This is a genomic window from Lentzea sp. NPDC055074 (assembly GCF_053608005.1).
Map to the genome: position 1 here is coordinate 1 of NZ_JBSGUQ010000020.1, position 22,579 is coordinate 22,579.

Sequence of the window (22,579 nt, forward strand, 5' to 3'; positions counted from 1 at the left end):
TTCGGTGACAGGCGCGGGCGAGAGACCCGGAGGCGGTGCCGCCGCGACGCCCTCATACCGGGCGTATTCGGGCGTTGCGGCGGTGCCGCCTCCGGGTCCCTCGGCCGCTACTGCCGCCCAACGAGACTTGCAGGACAGCGCCTAGACCTTGGTGATCTCCAGCTGCAGCTCCGTCACCCAGTCCGCCGGGTCACCCTCGCCGTAGTTCAGGTACACCTCCCGGGCGAGCCCGTTCTGCCTGTACCCGTGCGCCTCGATCCACGCCGCCACGGCCTGGTACGAGGTGTCGACGTCGTCCATCGTGCCGCGGTGCACGATCGTCGCCGCCTCCGCCAGCGCGGGGAGGTCGACGACCTCGAAGTCGTAGGCCGGGGACGGGTCGACGGCCACGGTCACGCCGGCCCGCACGAGCACCTCGTCCCCGGCGATCGACTCGTAGGTGGCGATGCCGTGGCCCGCCGGCGTGACCCCCGCGCGGCCGAGGCGTTCGAAGAGCTGCGGGTACAGCGGCTGGATGACCGGGCCGATGTCCTCGGGCCCGTAGGACGCGGCGGTCGCCGTCAAGCGGGCGACCCGGACGGCGGGGACGGACTTCAGGACGATCTCGTCGGTGGGCATGGCGCCTTCCCTCTCGATGGCGCGGAGACGTGCCTCGACCCGGCGCAGCCGCGAGGTGTCCGCGAGGATCTGCTGCCGCAGCTCGGCCCGCCGCAACGAGAGCATGCCGTGCAACTGTTCGACGGAAAGCTTTTCGTCGAGCACCACACGCACCTGGTCGAGCGTCAGACCGAGGTCCTTCAGCGCGATCAGGCGGTTCAGTCGTTGCAGCTGGGCGGCCGTGTAGTAGCGGTAGCCGCTGGACGGGTCGACGTGCGCCGGCAGGAGCAGACCGACCGCGTCGTAATGGCGCAGCATCCGCACCGACACACGCCCCAGATGGGCGAAGTCTCCGATGGTGAACATGACTGCTCCTGTGTAGGGGCTGACACGGTGTGAGGGTCAAGAAATGATGGTTTGAACAACGCCCGGAGTGCGCACCCTGGGACGTTGACGAGAGGTGGCTCATGACGTTCGCACATCCGGCGCTCTTCTACTCGGACGAGGACTCCTACATCGACGGAACGGTCCCGTTCGTCGTGGAGGGCCTCGCGAGCGCCGAACCGGTCGCCGTGGCGGTGCCGGGCAGGAACCTGCGGCTGCTCCGGGAGGCGCTCAGCGGGTTCGCCCATCTCGTGACGTTCATCGACATGGAGGACACCGGCCGCAACCCCGGCCGGATCATCCCGGACCTCCGCGCGTTCGCCGACCGGCACCGCGGGGCCGTCCGCATCATCAGCGAGCCGGTGTGGGACCTGCGCACCGACGTCGAGTACCCGGCGTGCACGCTGCACGAGGCACTGGTCAACTACGCGTTCAGCGGTCGTGACCTGAGCATCCTGTGCCCCTACAGCACCACCTCCCTCACCCATGACATCCTGGCCGACGCCGAGAAGACCCACCCGGTCGTCATCGACGCGAGCGGCCATCGCCCCAGCGACCACTTCCACCCCGCGCGGGTGGTCGTCGCCGCCCACTCGATGCCGCTGGCCATCCCGTCCGACGCGGCGAGCACGTCCGTCGGCGCCGGGGCCATGGCGGCGGTGCGGGCGTTCGCGCGCGAGCAGGCCGTCAAGCTCGGGCTGACCCACGGGCGCGTCGACGACTTCGCGCTCGCGGTGACCGAGCTCGCGACGAACAGCGTGCGGCACGGCGGCGGCGAGAGCACGGTCCGCGTCTGGGCGGAAAGCAGAAGTATTGTTTGCCAAGTCAACGACAACGGGCACATCACCGATGTTCTGGCTGGACGCACCCCTGTTCACGCAAACGAACCAGGCGGTCGCGGTCTGTTGCTTGTCAACCGTTTGGCGGACCTCGTGCGCACCCAAACGACGTCAAACGGCACCGCAATCCAAGTCAGATTCGATCTGACTGACAAAAAGGCAACGTGATCCACTCACATTTGGGCGACTTCGTTATAGCTTGAGCACGTGCACGACGAGGAAGCGACGGAAATCGGTTACACGGGGGCTCGATTCGGGTCTCCGGCAACCCGCGGACGGCTGCGCAACGAAGGAAGTGGAGCCTTCAACGGCGCGGAGACGCAACAACTGCCCCGTCAGGAACCGTTGCGCCAACGCCCACCGGAACCGCTACCGGAGTGGCCTGTGCAAGAAGACGAACCGAGCCAGACCCCCGCCAGGGACAGCTCGCTCATCCGTCCCTACGCCCGCACCGGCGGCCGCACCACGGCCCGCCACGACCTGCGCCTGGAGACGCTGCTCTCCACCGACGAGGACCGGCTCTACCGCGCGACCAACGACCAGGCGGCGATGATGCGGCTGTGCCTGCAGCCGCGGTCGGTCGCCGAGATCTCGGCGCTCATGAAGATCCCGCTCGGTGTGACGCGGGTGTTGCTGAGCGACCTGATCACGCTGAACCTGGTCGCGGTGCACGAGCCGGCCGACAAGCCGAACGTGGCTCTGCTCGAACGCGTGCTGTCCGGGTTGCGCAGGCTGTAACCCGTTCGCCAGCGCGCGAGATCACGCCTGGTCGCCGATAATCATCCCGTGGCGACCTCCAGCGACGAGACCCCGAAGACGCCGGTCACGGAACCGATCCCGACGGCCCCGCCGGCTGCTGCACCGTCCGTCCCGGCGGCCGCACCGAAGAAGCTGCGGCCGACCCGGATCAGCGGCACCTGGATCGCCGTGCTGGTGGCGATCGTCGTGCTGATCTTCCTGCTGGTCTTCATCCTGCAGAACAGCGCCAACGCCACGATCCACTTCCTGTGGGGCGAGTTCAGCCTGCCCCTGGGCGTGGCGCTGCTGTTCGGCGCGATCGGCGGCGCGCTGCTGGTCGCGGTCGTCGGCGCGGCCCGCATCCTGCAGCTGCGGCGTCAGGCCAAGCAGGTCACCGGTCGTCCCGTGACCTCATCACCAGCTCGACGCGCGAGCTGATCCCGAGCTTGCGGAAGATCTTGCGCAGGTGGAAGTTCACCGTGTGCGGTGACATGAACAGCTGCGTGGAGATCTGCCGGTTCGTCTGACCCTTGGCCACCAGGTTCGCGATGGCCCGTTCAGTGTCGTCCAGACTGGACCATCCGGACTCGGGCCTGGTGGGCGCGGCCCTGCGGCGGCGGCCCAGTTTGCGCAGCCGGCCCAGGACCCGCGCGCTGTCGCGGGACGCGCCGATCTCCCGGTAGAGACCGAGCGCGTTCTCCAGCGCCTTCACCGACTCCGCGCGGTCCGGTGACCCGGCGAGCAGCACTCCGAGGTCCTCGGCCGCGTTCGCCCGTGCCCATAGGTCGCGGTGGTCGCGGGCGGCGAGCTCCAGCGACCGGGCGTCGGAGTCGAGCAGACCGCGCGCGTGCACGGCGGCCGCCGCCACCGCCGCGAAGCCGGGGTGTTCCTCGGCCAGCCGTTCCGCGCGGTCCACGACGGCCTTCGCCAGCCCGTCGTCCCCCGCTTCCAGTGCCCTGCGCACGAACCACCCGGCGGCGCGCGGTTCCTCCGCGAAGAGCCCCGACGAGACCAGGTCCGGGTAGGAGTCGCTGAGCAGCGCCATCGCCTTCTCGAGCCCGGAACCGACGTAGGTGACGAGCACGTCGGCCCACTGGTAGTAGGCGTGGGAGAAGATGAGCCCGTCGGCCGGGACCTCGTCGCGGCAGCGTTCGACGTGCTCGATCGCCGCGGGCAGGTCGCCGGTGTGGATCGCGACCATGGCCAGCACCGCGAGAGCGGGCGCGACCACGGTCGCGTGCCCGGTCTCCTCCGCCACGGTCAGCGCGGCGCGCGCCTCCAGGGCGGCCTCCTCGATCCGCCCGGCCTGCAACAGGATCCGGGCCTGCACGACCGCGGTCATGACCTCCCTGGTCACCACCGCGGACGGCCCGCCGCGGACCCGCCGCACCACGGTGGCGGCGTCGGCGAACTCCCGCAGCCCCGCGAGCAGGGTCGCGAGCAACAGCTGCGGGTACGCGCTGAGGTCGTGCGACGTGCTCACCCCGGCGGCCTCGCGGGCCAGCTCCAGCGCGGCGCCGGGCCGTCCGGTGTCCCGCGCGATCGCGGCCAGCACGGCCAAAGCCGTTGCCAGCACGTCGTCCGGTGCTCCAGAACGGGTGCGCACGACGGCCTCGGCCAGCTCCCGCGCCCGGTCGCGGTCGTGGCCGAGCAACGCCATCAGCCGCGTGATCTCCACCCAGGGCGCGAGTTCCGGCGCCAGGTCGGGTTCGCGCAGCAACGCCTCGGAGATCTCCAGCGACTCCGCGTGCCGGGCGCCGAGCAACGTCGTCGTGGCCACGCAGTGCCGGAGCTTGGCGGCGGGTTCCGGGGAGACCTGACGGGACAACGCGTCCTGCGCGAGCGCCTGCGCGGCGGTCAGCTTGCCGGCGGCGGTGAGGGCTCTGACCGCCATGACCGTGCGGTGGACCAGCGAAGCAGACGCTTGGTCGGTCAGTTCGAGGGCGCGCACCGCGAGTTCGGCGGCGGCCTCGGGAGCGTTCCACAGCACGGCTTTCGCGGCGGTGACCAGTCCGTCGATCGACCGGGCGTCACCGCGCTGAGCGCCGTGCAGCAGGTGTTTGGCGGCGGTGACGGCGCTGTCCCCGCGGCTCAGCAGCATCTCGCCGGCCTCGCGGTGCAACGCGCGCCGCACGGGTGGGGGCACGGAGTCGGAGACCAGGCGCCAGAGCAGCTCGTGCCGGAACGCCAGCCTGTCGTCCAGGGCCGTCACGACGCCCGCGGCGATGACCTCGTCCAAGGCGGGCAACAGGATCGCGGTGCTCGACGCCAGCATCTCCGCGACGTCACCGGGTTCGAAGTGCTGCCCGAGCACGGCGGCGACCTGCAGCAGGTGCCTCGCCCTGCCGCTCACCGCGTTCACGCGGTCGCGCAGCAACGCCTCGGTGTGCCGCGGTGACCTGCCGGTCCTGATCGTGGCGTGCCCGGCGGTGAGAAGTACCTGGTCGTCCGCGCGCAGGGCCTCGACCAGCCTGGTCACGTCGGCCGGATTGCCCTGTGCCGTGGAAGCAAGCGCTTTCAGGTCCTGGTCGGGGGCACCTCCGGTGAGGTCGGCGACGAGGTCGGTGACCACGTCGTCGGCCAGCGGCAGCAGCTCGATCCTGGTGGCACCGCGCTGTGCGGCGGCGGCGACCAGGCGGTCGGTGGCCTCGCCACGACGGCGGGCGAGCAGCCACACCACCTTCTCGTGGGCGGAGGCGGGCAACAGTGCGCGCAGGGCGGCCAGGGTGCCCGGCTCGGCCAGGTGGAGATCGTCCAGCACGACCAGCAACGGGCCGTCCGGACGGCGTTCTGCCAGGCGGGCCAACAGGAACGGCTGGTCGAGCTCGTCCCGCGCCGTCGCGACCTCGAAGCCCCTGCCGGCGGCGACGGCGGCGGTCTCGGCCAGCAGCCGCGTCTTCCCGGTGCCCGCGGCGCCGTCCACCAGCACCACCCCGGTGCCCGCGTCCAGCACGCCGTTCAGGAGCTCCCGTTCCCCCTCACGGCCGCGGAACATCCAGTCCCGATTCCCCGACACCATTCTTCCTTTCGCTCCGCGGCGGCGGAGAACAAGCGTTGCATTACCACAAGGACCTGCACCACGACCAGAGCCGAGCGGCGCCCCCTGCGCCGTTGGGATGACCTTGACAAGCCGCCGCCAGGCTGCCTCTACCCATTCGAGTAGTAGCCCGCGGGATCATACGGGCCGTACTCCTGTTGAGACGCCCATAGCGCAGGAAGCTTTACCTGGGCAAGTGGACCGCTTTCTCCTAGCATCAATTCTGCTGAGCTTTCAGCGGCGGATTGTGGAGAGATCTTGGAAAACCGGCTGAAAGTGTGGTGCGCCGGAATCGGCGATCAGGCGGCGCCGGGCACGACCACGGTGGTGGAAGGCGCACCCGGCACGGGCAAGACGGCGGCGCTGGACGACCTCGCCGCGCGCTGGGACGCGTCCGGCCGGCAAGTGGTGCGGGCACGGGGAAGCGCATTGGAAAGCGATCTTCCTTTTGGGATCGTGGCCCAGTTGTTCGACCTGGTCGACTCGGATCTCGTGCCCGACGAGGCCGCCGGGGCGTTGCGACTCACCGCGACGACCGCCGATTTCTCGGTGCTGCACGGCGTCTACCGGCTGACGGCCGCCCTGGCCGCGCGGGCGGACCTGCTGGTCGTCGTCGACGACGCGCACTGGGCCGACGCCGCTTCCCTGCGCTGGCTCGCCTATCTGGCGTTGCGCGTGCGCCGGCTGCCGATCGCGCTCGTCCTGACCGTGGGCCTGGGCGAGCGGTGCGACGACCCGTCGTTCGGCGAGATCATGGCGGCGTGCCAGCGGGTCACGCTGGACGACCTCACCCCCGCCGAGACGCGACGCCTCGTCTCGGCCGCGCTCGGTGAGGCCGCGCCGGAGTTCGCGGCCGCGTGCTTCGACGCGACGGGCGGGAACCCCCTGGCCGTCACGCGACTGGTCAAGGCGTTGGCGGAGGACGAGGTCCCACCGACCGCGGAGGCCGCGTGGCGGGTGACCCAGCGCGGCGCGGAGGTGTCCGGCGAGATCATGGCGGCCCGGTTGCGCCGCCGCCCCGCGTCCGTCGTCACGACCGCGCACTGCCTGGCGGCACTGGGCTCCTCGCCGCATCCCGGTGTGCTGGCCGAGCTCACGCGGCTGAGCCCGGTGGAGCTCGCCGAGGCCCTGCGCACCGTCGAGCTCCTCGGTGTGACAGGGCCCGCGGTGCTCGACGACATGCCCGCCCCCGCACGCGCGGCGCTGCACCTGCGGGCCGCCCAGGCGTTGCGCACGCACGGCGCTTCGGACCGGGCGGTCGCGGACCACCTGCTGGAAACGTCGCCCGGCCTGGAACCGTGGGCGGGCGAGGTGCTCGACCGGGCCGCGCAGGAGGCGGTGAACCACGGCGACACGGCCGGTGCGGCCCGGCTTCTGTGGCGAGCGCTGCGCGAACCGGTGGCGAACCCGTCCCGGGCGTTGCGGCTGCTGGGAATCGCCGAGCTGGTCGGCAACCTGCCCGGCGCGACCGCCCGGCTGCGCGAGGCCTGGAAGTCCGATGTGGACGATGCCGAGTCCGCGATCGCGCTGTCCTACGCCCTGCACGCCGAGGGCGCCCCGGCCGAGATCCCCGCGGTGCTGGGCGACTCGCCGTCGGCGCAGGCACATCTCGCGGTGCACGGACTCGTGTGGCAGGAGGCCGTCCCGTCGTCGGTCTCGCTCGGCACTCCCGCCGGTGTGCTGCACCGGGTGATGGTCGGGGACATCGCCGCGGAGGAGGCGATCAGGCTCGTCTCGGCACGCGGCGGTGTGCTCGCCTCGCTGACGTCCGCGATGACGTTGAACCTGGCCGACTCCCTGGACGAGGCACTGGCCGTGCTGGACGAGGTCGACCGCGCGCAGGCCCCGGCGTTGCGCGCGCTGACGAACGTGATGCGCGCGAACGTCCAGCGCCGCAAGGGAGATCTCACCTCCGCCCGCGCCGATCTCGCGGTGGCGTCCGACCACCTGAGGCAGGACCGGCGCTGGCACGCCGTCTCCACCTGGCACGCGGCGTTGCTCGCCGACATCCTGCTCGAGGAGGGCCGTCTCGACGAGGCCGCCGTGGTGATCGCCGAGGCCTCGACGGACGAGGCGCGGCGCACGTGGTCGTTCGGCGGCGTGCTGACCGTGCGCGGACGGGTGCTGACAGCGCGGGGCGACGATCATGAGGCCCTGGAAGCGTTTCTGGCCGCCGGACGGCACTGCGCCGCGTGGCCGTACCGCAACCCCGCGGCGCTGTCGTGGCGCTCCGGCGCGGCACTGGCCTGCGCGGCGATGGGCGACGGCGAACGAGCGCGCGAACTCGCCCAGGAGGAGGTCGCGCTCGCGCGGGTCTGGGGCGCGCCCAGGGCGTTGGGCATGGCGTTGCGCGCGGAGGGCCGGGTGACCGCGGGCGCGGCCGGGCGGACGTTGCTGGAGGAGGCGGTGCGGGTGTTGCGCGCCTCCCCCGGCCGCCTGGAACTGGCACGGGCGTTGGTGGACCTCGGCGTGGTGGTGCGGCGTCAGGGCGATACGGCGTCCGCGCGCACGCTGCTGCGTGACGCAGTCGACCTGGCACAGAAGTGCGGATCCACCGCGATGGCCGCCCGCGCCTACTCCGAACTGGTGGCGACGAGCTCCGGACCCCGGCGGATGCGCCAGACCGGACCGACCGCACTCACCCCGACGGAGCACCAGGTGGCGGAGCTGGCGGCACGCGGCCGTTCGGATGACGAGATCGCGTCCACGCTGCTCATGGCACCGGCAGCGGTCGAAGGCGTGTTGTCCGGGATCTACCGCAAGCTGGGCGTGGGCGGCCGTTTGCACCTGGCCGATGCTCTGTTCGTGGACTAGTTCGGACCCGTTCGGCCGATAGGTGCGTTGCGACCTTCGGCCCTATCGTCCTGCGCATGGCGAGCGACTTTCAGCGGAGCAAGGTGGATCTGGTCTTCGGCGCGATGGACTCCGACGGCAACGGACGGCTGAACAGGGAGGACTTCGAGCTGCTCGCCCAGCGCTGGGCGGCGTTGCGCGGCAGCGACGAAGCGTTGCTGACGCAGGTGATGCTGGGCTGGTGGACCACCCTGCAGTCGGCCGCGGGAGGCGCGGACCAGGTGACGCTGCAGGACGTCCTGAACGTCGTCGACGTGCTGCCGGACAACATCGAACCGGTGCTCGGCACGGCGGACGCCATGTTCGGCGCCGTGGACGCGGACAGCGACGACTACGTGTCCGAGGCGGAGTACCGGATGATGATCGAGGCCTGGCTCGGCCACGTCGAGACGACCGACTTCGCGAGGCTCGACCTCGACGGCGACGGAAAGTTGTCGCGCAACGAGTTCGCGACGCTGTGGGCCGAGTTCTGGGCCGGCGACGACCCGGAGGCCGCCGGTTCCTACGTCTTCGGTCCCGTTCAGGCGGCGTGAACGAGGGTGAAGAACTCCTGACGTGACGCGGGATCCGAGCGCAGCACGCCCTTCAACGCCGACGTGACCGTGCTCGATCCGGTGACCCGCACGCCCCTCAGCGCCATGCACATGTGCTCGGCCTCGATCACGACGCCGACCCCCTTGGGCCGCAACTGTTCCTGCAACCAGTCGGCGACCTGCTTGGTCAGCCGTTCCTGGACCTGGAGGTCGCGGGCGAACATCTCGACGACCCGCGCGAGCTTCGACAGGCCCAGGATCCGCTCCCCCGGCAGGTATCCGACGTGCGCGACGCCGTGGAACGGCAGCATGTGGTGCTCGCACAACGACTGCACGGGGATGCTCCGCGCCAGCACGAGCTCGTCGTAGCCCTCGTCGTTGGGGAACGTCGTCATGGTGAACTCGCGCGGGGTCAGCATCTCCGCGTACGCCTGCGCCACACGCCGCGGGGTGTCGGTGAGATGCACCGAGTACGGGTCCTTGCCCAGTGCCTTCAGCAGATCCGTGACCGCCTGCTGTGCCGCCTCGACGTCCATGCCGGCCACGGTAGCCGAATTTAGACAACAAGAGTAGGTTTTAGAGATGGCCGACCCCGTCGCCGCCGTCGCGGCCCTCGACGAACCGAACCGCCGCAGACTGTACGACTTCGTGGCCCGCCAGACCGCTCCTACCAGCAAGGACGAGGTCGCGCAGGCCGTCGGCCTGCCGCGCACGACGGCCGCGTTCCACCTCGACAAGCTCGTCGACATGGGCCTTCTCACAGTGGTGCACGAGCGGCGGACCGGTCGCGGCGGGCCCGGCGCGGGCCGCCCGGCGAAGCTCTACCGGCGCTCGGCGGAGCAGATCGAGGTCTCGCTGCCCGACCGGCGCTACGAGGCCGCGAGCCACCTGCTCGCCGACGCGTTGACGGAGTCGCAGAGCACGGGTGAACCGGCGCGCGAGATCCTGAACCGGCGCGCCTACGAGTGGGGCTCGGCCCTCGCTGCGCGGTCCTCGGGTGACGTGACGGAAGCCCTTGCGGGCTCCGGTTTCGAGCCACGAGCCGAAGCGGGCTCGATCCTGCTGGGCAACTGCCCGTTCCACAGCCTGGCGAAGCGGCACGCGCAGCTGGTGTGCGGGATGAACCTGTGCCTGGTCAGCGGTTTGCTGGACGGGATCGGGGCGAGCGGTGTGTCCGCTCGCCTCGCCCCCTCACCAGGTCACTGCTGCGTCCGGCTCGATCAGGCGCCGTCCTCCAGCTCACCCTCGGTCTCCAGGTAGGCAGCGCGCAGGGCGTCCAGAGTGGACTCCTCCGGGTGCTCCCACATCTTGCGCTCGGCCGCCTCCAGCAGACGCTCGGCGATGCCGTGCAACGCCCACGGGTTCGACGTCTGCAGGAACTTGCGGGTCTCCGGGTCGAGCACGTAGCTCTCGGTCAGCTTCTCGTACATCCAGTCCGCGACGACGCCGGTGGTGGCGTCGTAGCCGAACAGGTACTCGACCGTCGCCTGCAGCTCGAACGCGCCCTTGTACCCGTGGTTGCGCATCGCCCCGATCCAGCGCGGGTTCACCACGCGGGCGCGGAAGATCCGCGAGGTCTCCTCGGTCAGCGTGCGGGTGCGGACCGCCTCCGGGCGCGTGCTGTCACCGACGTACGCGGCGGGTGCCTTGCCCGTCAGCGCCTTCACCATCGTGACCATGCCGCCGTGGTACTGGAAGTAGTCGTCCGAGTCGGCGATGTCGTGCTCGCGGGTGTCGATGTTCTTGGCCGCCACCGCGATCCGCCGGTACGCCGACTCCATGTCCGCACGCGCGGCGATGCCGTCGACCCCGCGGCCGTACGCGTACCCGCCCCACACCGCGTAGACCTCGGCGATGTCGGACGAGTCGCGCCAGTTGCGGCTGTCGATCAACGGCAGCACCCCCGCGCCGTACGCGCCCGGCTTGGAACCGAAGACGCGCAACGTGGCGCGGCGCTGGTCGCCGTGCTCCTCGAGGTCGCGAAGCATGTGCGCCCGCACGAAGTTCTGCTCCGCGGGCTCGTCCAGCGCGGCCACGAGCTGCACTGCATCGTCCAACATGGACACGACGTGCGGGAAGGCGTCCCGGAAGAAGCCCGAGATGCGGATCGTCACGTCGACGCGCGGCCGGCCGAGCTCCTCCAGCGGCACCACTTCGAGGCCCGTCACGCGACGGGACTGGTCGTCCCACACCGGCCGCACGCCGAGCAGCGAGAACACCTCGGCGATGTCGTCACCGGCGGTGCGCATCGCGGACGTGCCCCAGACCGACAGACCGACCGAGGGCGGCCACTCGCCGTCGTTCTCGGCGCGGTACCGCTCCAGCAGCGAGTCGGCCATCGCCTGGCCGGTCTCCCACGCGAGCCGCGACGGGATGGCCTTCGGGTCGACCGAGTAGAAGTTGCGTCCGGTCGGCAGCACGTTCACCAGGCCGCGCAACGGAGAACCCGACGGGCCGGCCGGGATGTAGCCGCCGTCCAGGGCGTGCAGGACGTTCGTCATCTCGTCCGTGGTGCGCGCGAGCCTGGGCACGACCTCGACGGCCGCGAACTCCAGGATCTTCTGCACGTCCACCGACTCGTGCAGACCCGCTGCGGCGGCACGGTCCCAGCCCGCGTCCTCCATCGCCTGGACGAGCACGCGAGCCTCTTCCTCGATCGCGTCGACGTCTTCGCGGGCCGTGCCGACGAGCCCGAGGGCCTCGCGCAGGCCGGGCAGCGCGGCGACCTGACCGCCCCACATCTGCCGCGCCTGCAACATGGCGAGCACGAGGTTGACGCGAACGCTGCCGATCGGCGCCTCACCGAGGATGTGCAGGCCGTCGCGGATCTGGACGTCCTTGACCTCGCACAGCCAGCCGTCGACGTGCAGGATGAACTCGTCGAACTCCGCGTCGTGCGGCCGGTCGTCGAGCCCCAGGTCGTGGTCGAGCTTCGCGGCCTTGATCAGCGTCCAGATCTGCGCGCGGATCGCCGGCACCTTGGCCGGGTCCATCGCGGAGATGTTCCCGTACTCGTCGAGCAACTGCTCCAGGCGCGCGATGTCGCCGTAGCTGTCGGCGCGGGCCATCGGCGGCACGAGGTGGTCGACCAGCGTGGCGTGCGCACGCCGCTTCGCCTGCGTGCCCTCACCGGGGTCGTTGACGAGGAACGGGTAGATCAGCGGCAGGTCGCCGAGCGCCGCGTCCGTGCCGCAGGACGCCGACATGCCGACGGTCTTGCCGGGCAACCACTCCAGGTTGCCGTGCTTGCCGACGTGCACCACCGCGTCCGCGCCGAAGTTCGACTCGACCCACCGGTACGCCGCGAGGTAGTGGTGCGACGGCGGCAGGTCCGGGTCGTGGTAGATCGCGATCGGGTTCTCGCCGAACCCGCGCGGCGGCTGCACGATCACCGCCACGTTGCCGGACCTCAGCGCGGCCAGCACGATCTCGCCGTCCTTCGACTTCGAGTGGTCGACGAAGAGCGTGCCGGGAGCCTCGCCCCAGTGCTCCTGCATCGACTCGCGGAAGTCGTCGGGCAGCGTCTCGTAGAACTCGCGGTAGTCGGCCGCGGCGATGCGGATCGGGTTGCTCTCGAACTGCTCCTGCGTGAGCCAGTCCGCGTCCTGGCCGCCGGCGGCGATCAGCGCGTGGATCAGCTTGTCGCCGTCGAGCTCGTCGACGCCCGGCAGCTCGTCGCCGATGTCGTACCCGTGCTCGCGCATGGCCTTCAGCAGCCGGACGGTCGACGCGGGCGTGTCGAGCCCGACCGCGTTGCCGATGCGCGAGTGCTTGGTCGGGTACGCCGACAGCATGACGACGACCTTGCGCTCGCCGACCGGGATGTGGCGCAACCGGCCGTGCCGCACGGCGATGCCCGCGACGCGCAGCGCCCGTTCCGGGTCGGCGACGTAGATCGTGAGACCGTCGGAGTCGATCTCCTTGAAGGAGAACGGGACCGTGATGATCCGGCCGTCGAACTCGGGGATCGCGACCTGCGTCGCGGTGTCCAAAGGAGACAGTCCGTCGTCGTTCTCGTCCCACGTCGCACGGCTCGACGTGAGGCACAACCCCTGCAGGATCGGCACGTCGAGGGCGGCCAGCGCACCGACGTCCCACGCGTCGTCGTCGCCACCGGCGGACGCCTTCGCGGGGTTCGTGCCACCGGCCGCGAGCACCGTCACGACGAGCGCGTCGGCCTGCCGCAGCGTGTCGAGCAGCTCGGGTTCGGCGGTGCGCAGCGAGGAGCAGAAGACGGGCAGGGCCTTGCCACCCTTGGCCTCGATCGCATCGCACAGCGCGTGGATGAACGCGGTGTTCCCGGCGACGTGGTGGGCGCGGTAGTAGAGCACCGCGACCGTCGGACCTTCGGCCTGCGAGGCCTCGCGCTCCAGCACACCCCAGGTGGGGGTGGCGGTGGGGGCCTCGAAGCCGTGGCCGGTCAGCAGCACGGTGTCGGAGAGGAACTTGTGCAGCTCGGTGAGGTTCGCCGGACCGCCGTGCGCGAGGTAGAGGTGCGCCTCGGCGCACACGCCACCGGCCACCGTCGACAGCTCCATCAGCGCCGCGTCGGGCTGCATCTCACCGCCGAGCACCACCACGGGCAGCCCACAGGCCAGCAGCCAGTCGAGGCCCTCCTCCCACATCCGGCGGCCGCCGAGGATGCGCACGAGGACCAGGTCCACGCCCTCGACGAGCGCGGGCAGGTCGTCGGTCGTGAGTCGCGCGGGGTTGCCGAGCCGGTACTCGGCACCGCTCGCGCGCGCCGACAGCAGGTCGGTGTCGGAGGTCGACAGCAGAAGGATCACGCAGGCTCCATCCCTCGTGGGGTCCGCGCCCCAGGTTGCGGGTGACTGGCGAAGCAGAGTTCCTGACTCCCAGCGGTTGTCCGCTGGTCACAGTGGCGGGACCGCGCCGGATTCACACCGGCTTCCTCCTGCGCTTCGTCGTTCGGGCTCACCCTAACCGGCGGGTTACAGTCCGACCTATGCGTAGTCACCCGGACGCCTGCCCCGGCGCCGTCGAGCTGCACCAGGCGGCGGACGGCGGGCTGGCGCGCATCCGGGTGCCTGGCGGCACTCTTTCCGCTGCTCAGTGGGACGTCGTGCGCTCCGCGGCCGCGGAGCTCGGGAACGGTTCAGTGGAACTGACCTCGCGGGCGAACCTCCAGATCAGGGGCCTCGCGGACGGTGTCGAACTGGGCGCGCGGCTGTCTGCGGCGGGCCTGCTGCCGTCGGCCTCGCACGAGCGGATCCGCAACATCATCGCGGCGCCTCTGGAGAACGACCAGGCGCTGGTCGACGAGATCGATGCAGTGCTGTGCGCGGACCCGGAGCTGGCGTCGCTGCCGGGCCGGTTCCTGCTGACGGTGGGGCACGCGGTGAGCGGGCTGGGTGGCGACTTCGGCCTGGTCAGAGCCGATGCGGCGACGTGGGCCCTCCTCCTCGCGGGAACGGACACGGGCGTCCGCGTCACCGACCCCGCCGACGCCGTGGTGACCGCCGCCCGCCTCTTCCAGCGGCTGCGCGGAGCGGCCTGGCGCCTGTCCGAAGTGGACGACGGTGTGCGAAAGATCACCGCGCACTTCGGCACCTCCGACGGCCCGCGCGTCACCCCCGCTGTGACTCCTGTCGCACCTTCACCGTTGACCCCAGGGGTTCCACTGGGCCGGCTCGACGCCGGCCAGCTACCCGGCGTGGCCCTGCGCCTGACCCCGTGGCGCAGTCTCGTCGTGCCCGCCGGCACCGACACGTCCGGTCTCATCACCGACTCGGACTCCCCCTGGCACGGCGTCAGCGCCTGCACCGGCCGTCCCGGCTGCGCGAAGTCGCTCTCCGACGTGCGCGCCGACGCCCGTGCCTGGCTCGGAACCCCGCACCGCCGTCCGGTCCACTGGTCGGGATGCGCCCGCCGCTGCGGCCGGCCCGCGGGCGAAGTGATCGAGTTCGTCGCGACCGGCGACGGCTACGAGGAGATCCGTTGACGCAGTACATCAAGGACGGGGCGGAGATCTACCGCCAGTCCTTCGCCACCATCCGCGCGGAGTCGGACCTCACCGGGTTCCCCGCCGATGTCGCCCAGGTCGTCGTCCGCATGATCCACGCGTGCGGCATGACCGACCTTCCCCGCGACGTCGCGTTCTCCGCGAACGTCGTGCGTGACGCCCGCGCGGCACTCCGCGACGGCGCCCCGATCCTGTGCGACGCCAACATGGTCGCGTCCGGCGTGACCCGCCGGCGCCTGCCGAAGGACAACGAGGTCCTGTGCTACCTGCAGGACCCGCGCACACCGGGGCTCGCCGAGACGATCGGCAACACGCGCAGCGCGGCCGCGCTGGAGCTGCTCGCGGACCGGTTCGGTGGCGCGGTGATCGCGATCGGCAACGCCCCCACCGCGTTGTTCCACCTCCTCGACCTGATCGCCGCCGGAGCCCCGAGGCCCGCCGCGATCCTCGGCATCCCGGTCGGGTTCATCGGGGCCGCGGAGTCCAAGGAAGCTTTGGCCGCAACGGATCTGGAGCACCTCGTGGTGCGCGGCCGGCGCGGCGGCAGTGCCATGACGGCGGCGGCTATCAACGCGATTGCGAGCGAAGTGGAATGACGGGCAAGCTCTACGGCGTCGGCCTGGGTCCGGGCGACCCGGAACTCGTGACGGTCAAGGCCGCGCGACTCATCAACGAAGCCGACGTGGTGGCGTTCCACAGCGCCCGGCACGGCAAGTCGGTCGCCAAGACCATCGCCGCGCCGTACTTCCGCGACGGCCAGGTGCTGGAACAGCTCGTCTACCCGGTGACGACCGAGGACACGGACGACTACCAGGGCGAGATCGACGCGTTCTACGAGGAGGCCGCCGCCAAGCTGGCCGCGCACCTCGACGCGGGCCGCGACGTCGTCTTGCTGGCCGCGGGAGACCCGTTCTTCTACGGCTCCTACATGCACATGCACAAGCGGCTGGCCGACCGCTACGAGTGGGAGGTCGTCCCCGGCGTCACGTCCGTGAGCGGCGCTTCCGCCGTCCTCGGCACCCCGCTGGTGGAACGCGACGAGGTGCTCACGATCCTGCCCGGCACGCTGCCGCCCGACGAGCTCGCGGCCCGCCTCGCCGACACCGACTGCGCCGCGATCCTCAAGCTGGGCCGCACTTTCGGCAACGTCCGCGAGGCACTCGAGAAGGCCGGCCGGCTCGACGGCGCCTGGTACGTCGAGCGCGCCACCACCAGCCGTCAGAAGATGGCGCCGCTGGCGGACGTCGACCCCGCGACCGTGCCGTACTTCTCCATCGCCGTGCTGCCGAGCCAGTCCCGGCCCGCGAAGCCGAAGGGCGAGGTCGTCGTCGTCGGCCTCGGCCCCGGCTCGCGGGACTGGCTCACCCCGGAAGCCCGTCAGGAGCTGGAGGCGGCCGACGAGCTGGTCGGCTACAGCACCTACCTGAACCGCGTCCCGCAGCGCCCCGGCCAGCAGCGGCACTCCTCGCACAACCAGGTCGAGTCCGAACGCGCCGCCTTCGCCCTGGACCTGGCCCGCAAGGGCGCCCGCGTCGCCGTCGTGTCGTCCGGTGACCCCGGTGTCTTCGCGATGGCCACCGCGGTCCTGGAGGTCGCGGCGGAGTCACCGGACGTGCCGGTCCGCGTCATCCCCGGTGTCACGGCCGCGAACGCCGTGGCGGCCAAGGCGGGAGCGCCGCTCGGGCACGACTACGCGGTGATCTCGTTGAGCGACAGGCTCAAGCCGTGGGACGTCATCGCCGAACGCCTCGAAGCCACCGCCAGGGCAGACCTGGTGATCGCGATCTACAACCCGGCGTCCAAGGCCCGCACGCACCAGGTGGCGGACATGCGCGACCTGCTGCTGAAGCACCGCGACCCGGAGACCCCGATCGTCGTCGGACGCGACGTGGGCGGCCCGGAGGAGGAGATCCGCGTCCTCACGCTCGGCGCCCTCGACCCGGCCACGATCGACATGCGCTGCCTGCTGATCATCGGCTCGTCGCAGACGGTCGTGACGCCCCAGGGCGTCGTCTTCACGCCCCGGCGGTACCCAACCACCTGACGGCCGAGTCGACGTCGGCCACCGTCTCCGCGGGCGGGAGCGGTGGCCGGCGCACGATCACGACCGGCACACCGAGCCGGCGGGCGGCCTCCAGCTTGGCCGACGTCATCTCGCCACCGCTGTCCTTGGTGACGAGCACGTCGACCTCCCGCGACCGCATCAGCTCCAGCTCACCGTCCACAGTGAACGGACCGCGCGAGAGCAGCACCTCGATCCGTTGGGGCATCGGCGGTTCCGGCGGTTCGACCATGCGCGCCAGGAACCACTGCGGGCACCCGGCGAACTCGGCCAGGTCCTGCCGCCCGGTGGTCAGGAAGACACGCTCCCCCGGCAGCTCCCGCGCGGCGTCGGCCACGCTGTCCACCCAGCGCCAGCCCGGTTGCGGCGTGAACCCAGGCCTCCGCAAGATGAGCAGCGGCACGCCGACCCGCTCACAAGCCTCGAAGGCGTTCGACGTGATCTGTCGAGCGAACGGGTGGGTCGCGTCGACCACGGCGCTGACATCGTTGTCCCGCAACCACTGTGCGAGCCCGTCGACACCGCCGAACCCACCGACGCGCACCTCGCCGACGGGGAGCGCGGGGTTGCTGACCCTGCCCGCCAAGGACGACACGGCCGGCACGCGGGACGCGAGCTCCCGCGCCTCCCCCGTGCCACCGAGGATCAGGATCATCGAACGCGCGTGGCCGAGTACAGGTGGCTGTCCGGGAACTGCGTCGCGCCCAGCACCTGCCCCACGACGATCACCGCGGTCCGCTTGATCCCGGCGGCCTCGACCTGGGCGGCGATGTCGTCCAGCGTCCCGCGCAGCACGACCTCGTCCTCGCGGGAGGCGTAGGCGACGACCGCGACCGGGCAGTCGAGCCCGTAGTTCGGCACGAGCTCCGCGACGACGTCCGCGATCCGCTGCACGGCGAGGTGCAGCACCAACGTCGCGTGGCTGCGGCCCAGCGTGTCCAGGTCCTCGCCCTCGGGCATCGGCGTGGCGCGCTGCGAGGTCCGCGTCAGGATGACCGTCTGCCCGACCCCGGGCACCGTCAGCTCGCGCTGCAACGACGCCGCGGCGGCCGCGAACGCGGGCACCCCGGGCGTCACGTCGTAGGAGATCCCCAGCGCGTCCAGCCGGCGCATCTGCTCGGCCATCGCGCTGAACACCGACGGGTCGCCGGAGTGCAGCCGGGCCACGTCGAGTCCCTGCTCCGAGGCCGCGACCAGCTCGGCGACGATCTCGTCGAGCGTCAGCAGGGCCGTGTCGACCTTGCGCGCGCCGGGCGGGCAGAACGCGAGCAGGTCCGCCGGCACCAGCGCGCCCGCGTACAGGCACACCGGCGACGACTCGATCAGCGAGCGGCCCCGCACCGTGATCAGGTCGGCCGCTCCGGGCCCGGCCCCGATGAAGTGCACGGTCACTTCGTCACGCTCCACGTCGTCACGGGCATGTGCGGCCGCCAGCCGGTGAACCGGCCGACCGACGAGCCGCGGTTCACCGCGATCCGCACCAGGTCACCGCCGAGCCGCGCGTACCACTGCGCCACCACGGCCTCGGACTCGAGCGTCACGGCGTTGACGACCAAACGACCGCCTGCCGCCAGCGAGTCCCAGCAGGCCTGCAGCAGGCCGGGCACCGTCACGCCGCCGCCGATGAAGATCGCGTCGGGCTTCTCCAGCCCCTCCAACGCGTCCGGCGCCCGTCCGATGTGGACCTCCACCCCGGGCACACCCAGAGACGCAGCGTTACCGGTGATTCGCTCTGCGCGTTCGGCTGACTGCTCTATGGCGATCGCGCGGCACGTCGGGTGCGTGCGCGCCCACTCGATCGCGATGGAACCCGAACCGGCCCCGACGTCCCACAGCAGCTGCCCGGGCAGCGGCGCCAATCTCGACAGCGAAATAGCCCGCACCTCTCGCTTCGTCAGCTGGCCATCGGATTCATAAGCGTCGTCGGGCAGTCCGGGGACCCGTGAGAGAGCGCTCCCGCGGTACTCGACCGCGATCACGCAGAGCGGGTCCGAGTCCTGCCCGGACCAAGGGTAAACCCGCTCGGCGGGACCACCTAGCTGTTCGAGCACGGTGATGTCCCCGGCCAGTGCCGCAACGGTTGCGGGGTCACCACCGAGCACGAGCACGCGCTGTCCCGGAGTCAGCACGGGGCGTAGCAGGTCGGCCGACCGCGCCACCAGTGACACGACCTCGACCTCGTTCAACGCCCACCCGAGCCGCGCACAGGCGAGAGACACGGAGGACGGGTGCGGGATCACCGTCACCCGGTCGCCCAGCAACCGCACGAGGGTCGTGCCGATGCCGTGGAACATCGGGTCGCCCGACGCCAGCACGCACACGTCCCGGTACTTCTCGAACAACGCGGGCAACGCCGGTACCAGCGGCGACGGCCACGCGACCCGGTCGAACTCCCCCGGCACCAGGTCGAGCTGCCGGCGAGAGCCCATCAGGACACGCGAGCGGGAAACTGCCTGCTGGGCGGCAGGAGAAAGCCCGTCCCACCCGTCGGCACCGATGCCGACGACCACGACGTCAGACGGTGCCGGTGACACGCTTCACCTGGATCTCGATCACGACCCGAGCCGGGTTCACCCGCGGCTGCCTGTACCGCAACGCATACCGCCGCTCGGCCTCGCGCACGGATTCCACGTCGTCGAGCACGACGGCCGAACCCTCCAACGTGGACCAACGCCGACCGTCCACCTGGCACACGGCGGCGTACCCGGCGTTGCGCACGTGCTTGACCTTCCACGACGCGCCGCTCGTGATGATCCGCGCGACACCCGCCTCGGCGTCGAGCGTGACGCCGACCGGCACCACGTGCGGGGTCCCGTCGGGACGGACGGTGGACAACGTGCACAGGTGCCGTTCAGTCCAGAACTCGGCGAACTCGGCACCCCGGTCGATCGACATGGCCCGAATCATAGGTGGCGGCAGCGGTGCGGCCCGTCACCAGGAGGAGGTGACGGGCCGCACTTCAGAGCAGCACTACAGGCGGTTCACTACGGGTAGTTGACGACGTTCACCGGCACGGTGCCCGGCGGTGTCACCGCACCCACGTTGTTCACCACGTGGGTGATCGTGCCCTGGTAGTTGAGCGACACGGTCAGCAGGTTGTGCAGCCTCACGCCGGACCGGTTGGGCACCTCGAACGCGTTCTCGGCCCTCACGGACGGGTTGACGTTGAAGAAGCAGTAGCTGCCGAGCCCCCACGCCTCGTGCGTGGTGACGTTGTCGCCGACCTTGTAGGCCGCGTATCCGGCCTGCCCGTTCGGCCTGTTCCAGGTCGCCTGGTTCGGCACGTCGTACGGCATCTCGTTCTGGAAGAAGATCGTCCGTCCGCGCTCGCCGTTCCAGATGACCTGGTACTTCTGGTAGTGCTCGACGAACAGGCCGGTGGCCAGCACGTCGTTGCCGTTCACCACCAGGCCGGTGTCCCCGATCGCCTCGTCCCAGCCCCAGGTCCCGGCGTTGCCGTGGTCGGCGCGCCAGATCCAGCTGTGGTCGATGATCGTGTTGTGGCTGTTGACGACGAGGCTGTTCGTCGCCTTGCCCGCGATGGCGCCGCCGACGCGGAAGAACACGTCCTGCAGCGTCGTCGGGTTGGACGCGTGCGACGCCGACGAGCCCGCGGGCCCGACCGTCAGCAGCGACGGGGAGAGCGTGGTGCCGGCGTCGAACAGGATGCCCTTGATCCGCACGCCGTCGACGTCCGCGACCTGCATCGCGGTGACGCCGTTCTGCGGCACGATCGTCGCGTAGCCGATGCCCAGCACGACGGTGTTGGGCCGCGTGATGTTGATCGTCTGGTTGACGTTGTAGATGCCGGGCGTGAAGAACAGGTTGCAGCCCTGACCCAGCGCCGCGTTGATCGTGGCGGCCGTGTCACCGGACTTCACGACGTAGAACTGGCTCATCGGCAGCGAGGTGCCGGGCGTGCCGCCGTTGAGCCACGACGCCCCGGAGGCGTTGGTGCGCAACGAGGGCAGGAACACCCGGTACTGGTTGCCCTCGAGGTAGAGGTACGGCACGTCGCGCGAGATCGGCGTCGTCGCGAGGTTCGTCGACGGAGGCGACGGGAACGTGTTCGCGGGAGCACCGGGCGTTCCGGAGAACACCATGTTCCACACGCCGCCGTTCCAGCTGCCGTAGTTCGTGTCCCGCGTGTACCACTGCTGCTGCGAGACCGACGCGGTCTGCCCGGAGACGCGGCTGTCGGCCGTGTAACCGCCGGACGCGAACCCGTAGCTGGCCGGGTAGAGCGCCAGGTTGCCGCGGACGTCCATGCGCCGGAACGGCGCGGCCTGCGCGACGGCCCACCGGTTGGTGCCGCTGCTCGGGACCACGGCCATGTTCTCGGCGGAGCGCCAGAAGTTCTGCAGCGCCACACCCTTGTCCGACTCGTTGAACGCGTCCACGGTGATGTCACCGTTGATCACGACGTCACCAGGGTTCTTGCCCAATCCCGAGACCGACGTGTAGTAGCCGACGTCGTCGTGGATACCGCTGTAGGTACCGGGCTTGAACAGGTGCGCGACCCGCCGCGGCGCCATCTGCGCGGTCAGCGTGTCCTTCTGGTTGTTGAAGTCGATGTCGAGCTGCGTCTGGATGCTCGTCGCCGACATGCTCGGGTCGAAGACGCGCGTGTTGGGCCCGAAGTTGGGATTGTCGGACTGCACACACCCCTGCTGCGTCCCGATCGTGTAGGTCGCGCTGGCCACGGCCGAGTTCGCGAGACCGGACTTGATGCCGATCGCGCTGACGGTCCTGTTGCTGGACACGGAGATCGGCCCGCTGTAGACCGGACTGCTGCCGGTCGGCGTCGAACCGTCCACTGTGTACCGGATCGTCGCGCCGGACGTGGACGTCGAGATCGTCACCGTCTGCGCGGACGCGTAAGCACCACCCGGCGGGCTGAACGTCGGCGTCGCGACCGGCGTGCCGATCACGTACGACGCGCTGCCGACCGCCGAGTTCGGCTGCCCGGACTTGATGCCGATCGCGTTGATGGTCCTGTTGCCGGACACCGAGATCGGCCCGCTGTACACCGGCGAGCTGCTGGTCGGCGTCGACCCGTCGGTCGTGTAGCGGATCGTCGCGCCGGACGTGCTCGTGGAGATGCTGACCGACTGCGCCGTCGAGTACGTGCCACCGGGCGGGCTGAACGTCGGCGTCGCCACCGGCTGCGCCGCACCCTGGTGGGTGTACGAGAAGTGCGGCGTGTCGTACTGCGGGCCGCTCTTCTCGTAGGTGAACCAGTAGTCGATGACCGTGCCGGAGGACAGCGACCCGACGGTCTTCTGCCAGGTCCCGGCGTTGTTGGTCATCCGGAAGTTCTGCTGCGTTTGGCCGGAGATCAGGTAGTGCACGTCGACGTAGTTCGCAGGGGTCGTCGGCGTGAAGTTGATCCGGGCCTGAGTCGCGTCGATCGCGGTCACGTTCTGCGTGTAGTCGTCGGCCGCATAGGCGGCCTCGACCGTCGCCAATGACGACAGGGCAATCGCTACGGCGGCGAGTCCACGCCGCCATCTCACCTTTGAGAGCGCTCTCACACCTGGAACGGTAAAGCCG

The 22,579-nt window shown here is 70.7% G+C and carries 18 protein-coding genes and 1 riboswitch; of the genes, 9 read left to right on the forward strand and 9 right to left on the reverse strand.

The window, feature by feature from the left end:
• Window positions 1-141 precede the first annotated feature (141 nt).
• Window positions 142-963 carry a MerR family transcriptional regulator gene (locus ACWF7A_RS34645; protein WP_452254725.1) on the reverse strand — a complete coding sequence of 274 codons (822 nt, stop codon included), beginning with the start codon at window positions 961-963 and terminating at the stop codon, window positions 142-144.
• A 101-nt stretch (window positions 964-1,064) separates the two neighbouring features.
• Between ACWF7A_RS34645 and ACWF7A_RS34650 the strand changes: the two genes are divergently transcribed.
• The 3 genes from ACWF7A_RS34650 to ACWF7A_RS34660 all read left to right on the forward strand — a co-directional run bounded on the left by ACWF7A_RS34650 (window position 1,065) and on the right by ACWF7A_RS34660 (window position 2,996).
• On the forward strand, window positions 1,065-1,988 hold the full coding sequence (locus ACWF7A_RS34650; protein WP_452254726.1) for an anti-sigma factor RsbA family regulatory protein: 924 nt from the start codon (window positions 1,065-1,067) through the stop codon (window positions 1,986-1,988).
• Window positions 1,989-2,204: 216 nt separating this feature from the next.
• On the forward strand, window positions 2,205-2,558 hold the full coding sequence (locus ACWF7A_RS34655; protein WP_452254727.1) for a DUF742 domain-containing protein: 354 nt from the start codon (window positions 2,205-2,207) through the stop codon (window positions 2,556-2,558).
• Between the two features lie 48 nt (window positions 2,559-2,606).
• Entirely contained in the window at window positions 2,607-2,996 is a 390-nt protein-coding gene (locus ACWF7A_RS34660; protein ID WP_452254728.1) for a LapA family protein, read from the forward strand.
• Here the strand turns inward: ACWF7A_RS34660 and ACWF7A_RS34665 are convergent.
• Window positions 2,950-5,574 (reverse strand): LuxR C-terminal-related transcriptional regulator, encoded by a 2,625-nt coding sequence (locus ACWF7A_RS34665; RefSeq protein ID WP_452254729.1) that lies wholly within the window; start codon window positions 5,572-5,574, stop codon window positions 2,950-2,952. The two genes, ACWF7A_RS34660 and ACWF7A_RS34665, sit on opposite strands and share 47 nt — an antisense overlap.
• 279 nt (window positions 5,575-5,853) lie before the next feature.
• On the opposite strand from ACWF7A_RS34665, the gene ACWF7A_RS34670 reads away from it, so the two are divergent.
• Complete coding sequence (locus tag ACWF7A_RS34670; RefSeq protein WP_452254730.1) at window positions 5,854-8,409, forward strand: AAA family ATPase; 2,556 nt, start codon at window positions 5,854-5,856, stop codon at window positions 8,407-8,409.
• Window positions 8,410-8,465: 56 nt separating this feature from the next.
• Window positions 8,466-8,981: an EF-hand domain-containing protein gene (locus tag ACWF7A_RS34675; RefSeq protein ID WP_452254731.1), complete on the forward strand. Its 516-nt coding sequence runs from the start codon at window positions 8,466-8,468 to the stop codon at window positions 8,979-8,981.
• Here ACWF7A_RS34675 and folE read toward each other — a convergent pair.
• Entirely contained in the window at window positions 8,969-9,517 is a 549-nt protein-coding gene (folE, locus tag ACWF7A_RS34680) for a GTP cyclohydrolase I FolE (protein WP_452254732.1), read from the reverse strand. The two genes, ACWF7A_RS34675 and folE, sit on opposite strands and share 13 nt — an antisense overlap.
• A 46-nt stretch (window positions 9,518-9,563) precedes the next feature.
• On the opposite strand from folE, the gene ACWF7A_RS34685 reads away from it, so the two are divergent.
• Window positions 9,564-10,241, forward strand: coding sequence for a helix-turn-helix transcriptional regulator (locus ACWF7A_RS34685; RefSeq protein WP_452254733.1), 678 nt, complete (start codon window positions 9,564-9,566; stop codon window positions 10,239-10,241).
• Here ACWF7A_RS34685 and cobN read toward each other — a convergent pair.
• A complete protein-coding gene (gene cobN, locus ACWF7A_RS34690; RefSeq protein ID WP_452254734.1) occupies window positions 10,202-13,768 on the reverse strand; it encodes a cobaltochelatase subunit CobN in 3,567 nt (1,188 codons plus the stop codon). The two genes, ACWF7A_RS34685 and cobN, sit on opposite strands and share 40 nt — an antisense overlap.
• Before the next feature lie 35 nt (window positions 13,769-13,803).
• Window positions 13,804-13,939: riboswitch (cobalamin riboswitch) on the reverse strand.
• 8 nt (window positions 13,940-13,947) lie between these two features.
• On the opposite strand from cobN, the gene ACWF7A_RS34695 reads away from it, so the two are divergent.
• The 3 genes from ACWF7A_RS34695 to ACWF7A_RS34705 are packed head-to-tail and all read left to right on the forward strand — an operon-like array spanning window position 13,948 to window position 17,008.
• Window positions 13,948-14,943 (forward strand): hypothetical protein, encoded by a 996-nt coding sequence (locus ACWF7A_RS34695; protein WP_452254735.1) that lies wholly within the window; start codon window positions 13,948-13,950, stop codon window positions 14,941-14,943.
• A complete protein-coding gene (locus ACWF7A_RS34700; RefSeq protein ID WP_452254736.1) occupies window positions 14,940-15,560 on the forward strand; it encodes a precorrin-8X methylmutase in 621 nt (206 codons plus the stop codon). Before ACWF7A_RS34695 ends, ACWF7A_RS34700 begins: the two co-directional genes overlap by 4 nt.
• Entirely contained in the window at window positions 15,557-17,008 is a 1,452-nt protein-coding gene (locus ACWF7A_RS34705) for a precorrin-2 C(20)-methyltransferase (protein ID WP_452254737.1), read from the forward strand. The genes ACWF7A_RS34700 and ACWF7A_RS34705 overlap by 4 nt, the downstream gene beginning before the upstream one ends.
• On the opposite strand, the gene ACWF7A_RS34710 is transcribed toward ACWF7A_RS34705, so the two are convergent.
• From ACWF7A_RS34710 to ACWF7A_RS34730, 5 genes are all read right to left on the reverse strand, one after another.
• A complete protein-coding gene (locus ACWF7A_RS34710) occupies window positions 16,980-17,681 on the reverse strand; it encodes a cobalt-precorrin-6A reductase (RefSeq protein WP_452254738.1) in 702 nt (233 codons plus the stop codon). The genes ACWF7A_RS34705 and ACWF7A_RS34710 overlap by 29 nt on opposite strands.
• Window positions 17,678-18,418, reverse strand: a complete 741-nt coding sequence (cobM, locus tag ACWF7A_RS34715) for a precorrin-4 C(11)-methyltransferase (protein ID WP_452254739.1) — start codon at window positions 18,416-18,418, stop codon at window positions 17,678-17,680. The genes ACWF7A_RS34710 and cobM overlap by 4 nt, the downstream gene beginning before the upstream one ends.
• Window positions 18,415-19,560, reverse strand: a complete 1,146-nt coding sequence (cbiE, locus tag ACWF7A_RS34720) for a precorrin-6y C5,15-methyltransferase (decarboxylating) subunit CbiE (protein ID WP_452254740.1) — start codon at window positions 19,558-19,560, stop codon at window positions 18,415-18,417. Before cbiE ends, cobM begins: the two co-directional genes overlap by 4 nt.
• A complete protein-coding gene (locus tag ACWF7A_RS34725; RefSeq protein WP_452254741.1) occupies window positions 19,541-19,921 on the reverse strand; it encodes a TIGR03618 family F420-dependent PPOX class oxidoreductase in 381 nt (126 codons plus the stop codon). Before ACWF7A_RS34725 ends, cbiE begins: the two co-directional genes overlap by 20 nt.
• A gap of 89 nt (window positions 19,922-20,010) precedes the next feature.
• Complete coding sequence (locus tag ACWF7A_RS34730; RefSeq protein ID WP_452254742.1) at window positions 20,011-22,560, reverse strand: chitobiase/beta-hexosaminidase C-terminal domain-containing protein; 2,550 nt, start codon at window positions 22,558-22,560, stop codon at window positions 20,011-20,013.
• Between the last annotated feature and the right edge of the window lie 19 nt (window positions 22,561-22,579).

What these genes read in the sequence shown, in the direction of transcription:
- folE (WP_452254732.1), bottom strand. Translation starts at nt 9,517, where the DNA reads ATGGACGTCGAGGCGGCACAGCAGGCGGTCACGGATCTGCTGAAGGCA.
- ACWF7A_RS34685 (WP_452254733.1), top strand. Translation starts at nt 9,564, where the DNA reads ATGGCCGACCCCGTCGCCGCCGTCGCGGCCCTCGACGAACCGAACCGC.
- ACWF7A_RS34675 (WP_452254731.1), top strand. Translation starts at nt 8,466, where the DNA reads ATGGCGAGCGACTTTCAGCGGAGCAAGGTGGATCTGGTCTTCGGCGCG.
- ACWF7A_RS34650 (WP_452254726.1), top strand. Translation starts at nt 1,065, where the DNA reads ATGACGTTCGCACATCCGGCGCTCTTCTACTCGGACGAGGACTCCTAC.
- ACWF7A_RS34725 (WP_452254741.1), bottom strand. Translation starts at nt 19,921, where the DNA reads ATGTCGATCGACCGGGGTGCCGAGTTCGCCGAGTTCTGGACTGAACGG.
- ACWF7A_RS34710 (WP_452254738.1), bottom strand. Translation starts at nt 17,681, where the DNA reads ATGATCCTGATCCTCGGTGGCACGGGGGAGGCGCGGGAGCTCGCGTCC.
- ACWF7A_RS34695 (WP_452254735.1), top strand. Translation starts at nt 13,948, where the DNA reads ATGCGTAGTCACCCGGACGCCTGCCCCGGCGCCGTCGAGCTGCACCAG.
- ACWF7A_RS34705 (WP_452254737.1), top strand. Translation starts at nt 15,557, where the DNA reads ATGACGGGCAAGCTCTACGGCGTCGGCCTGGGTCCGGGCGACCCGGAA.
- ACWF7A_RS34645 (WP_452254725.1), bottom strand. Translation starts at nt 963, where the DNA reads ATGTTCACCATCGGAGACTTCGCCCATCTGGGGCGTGTGTCGGTGCGG.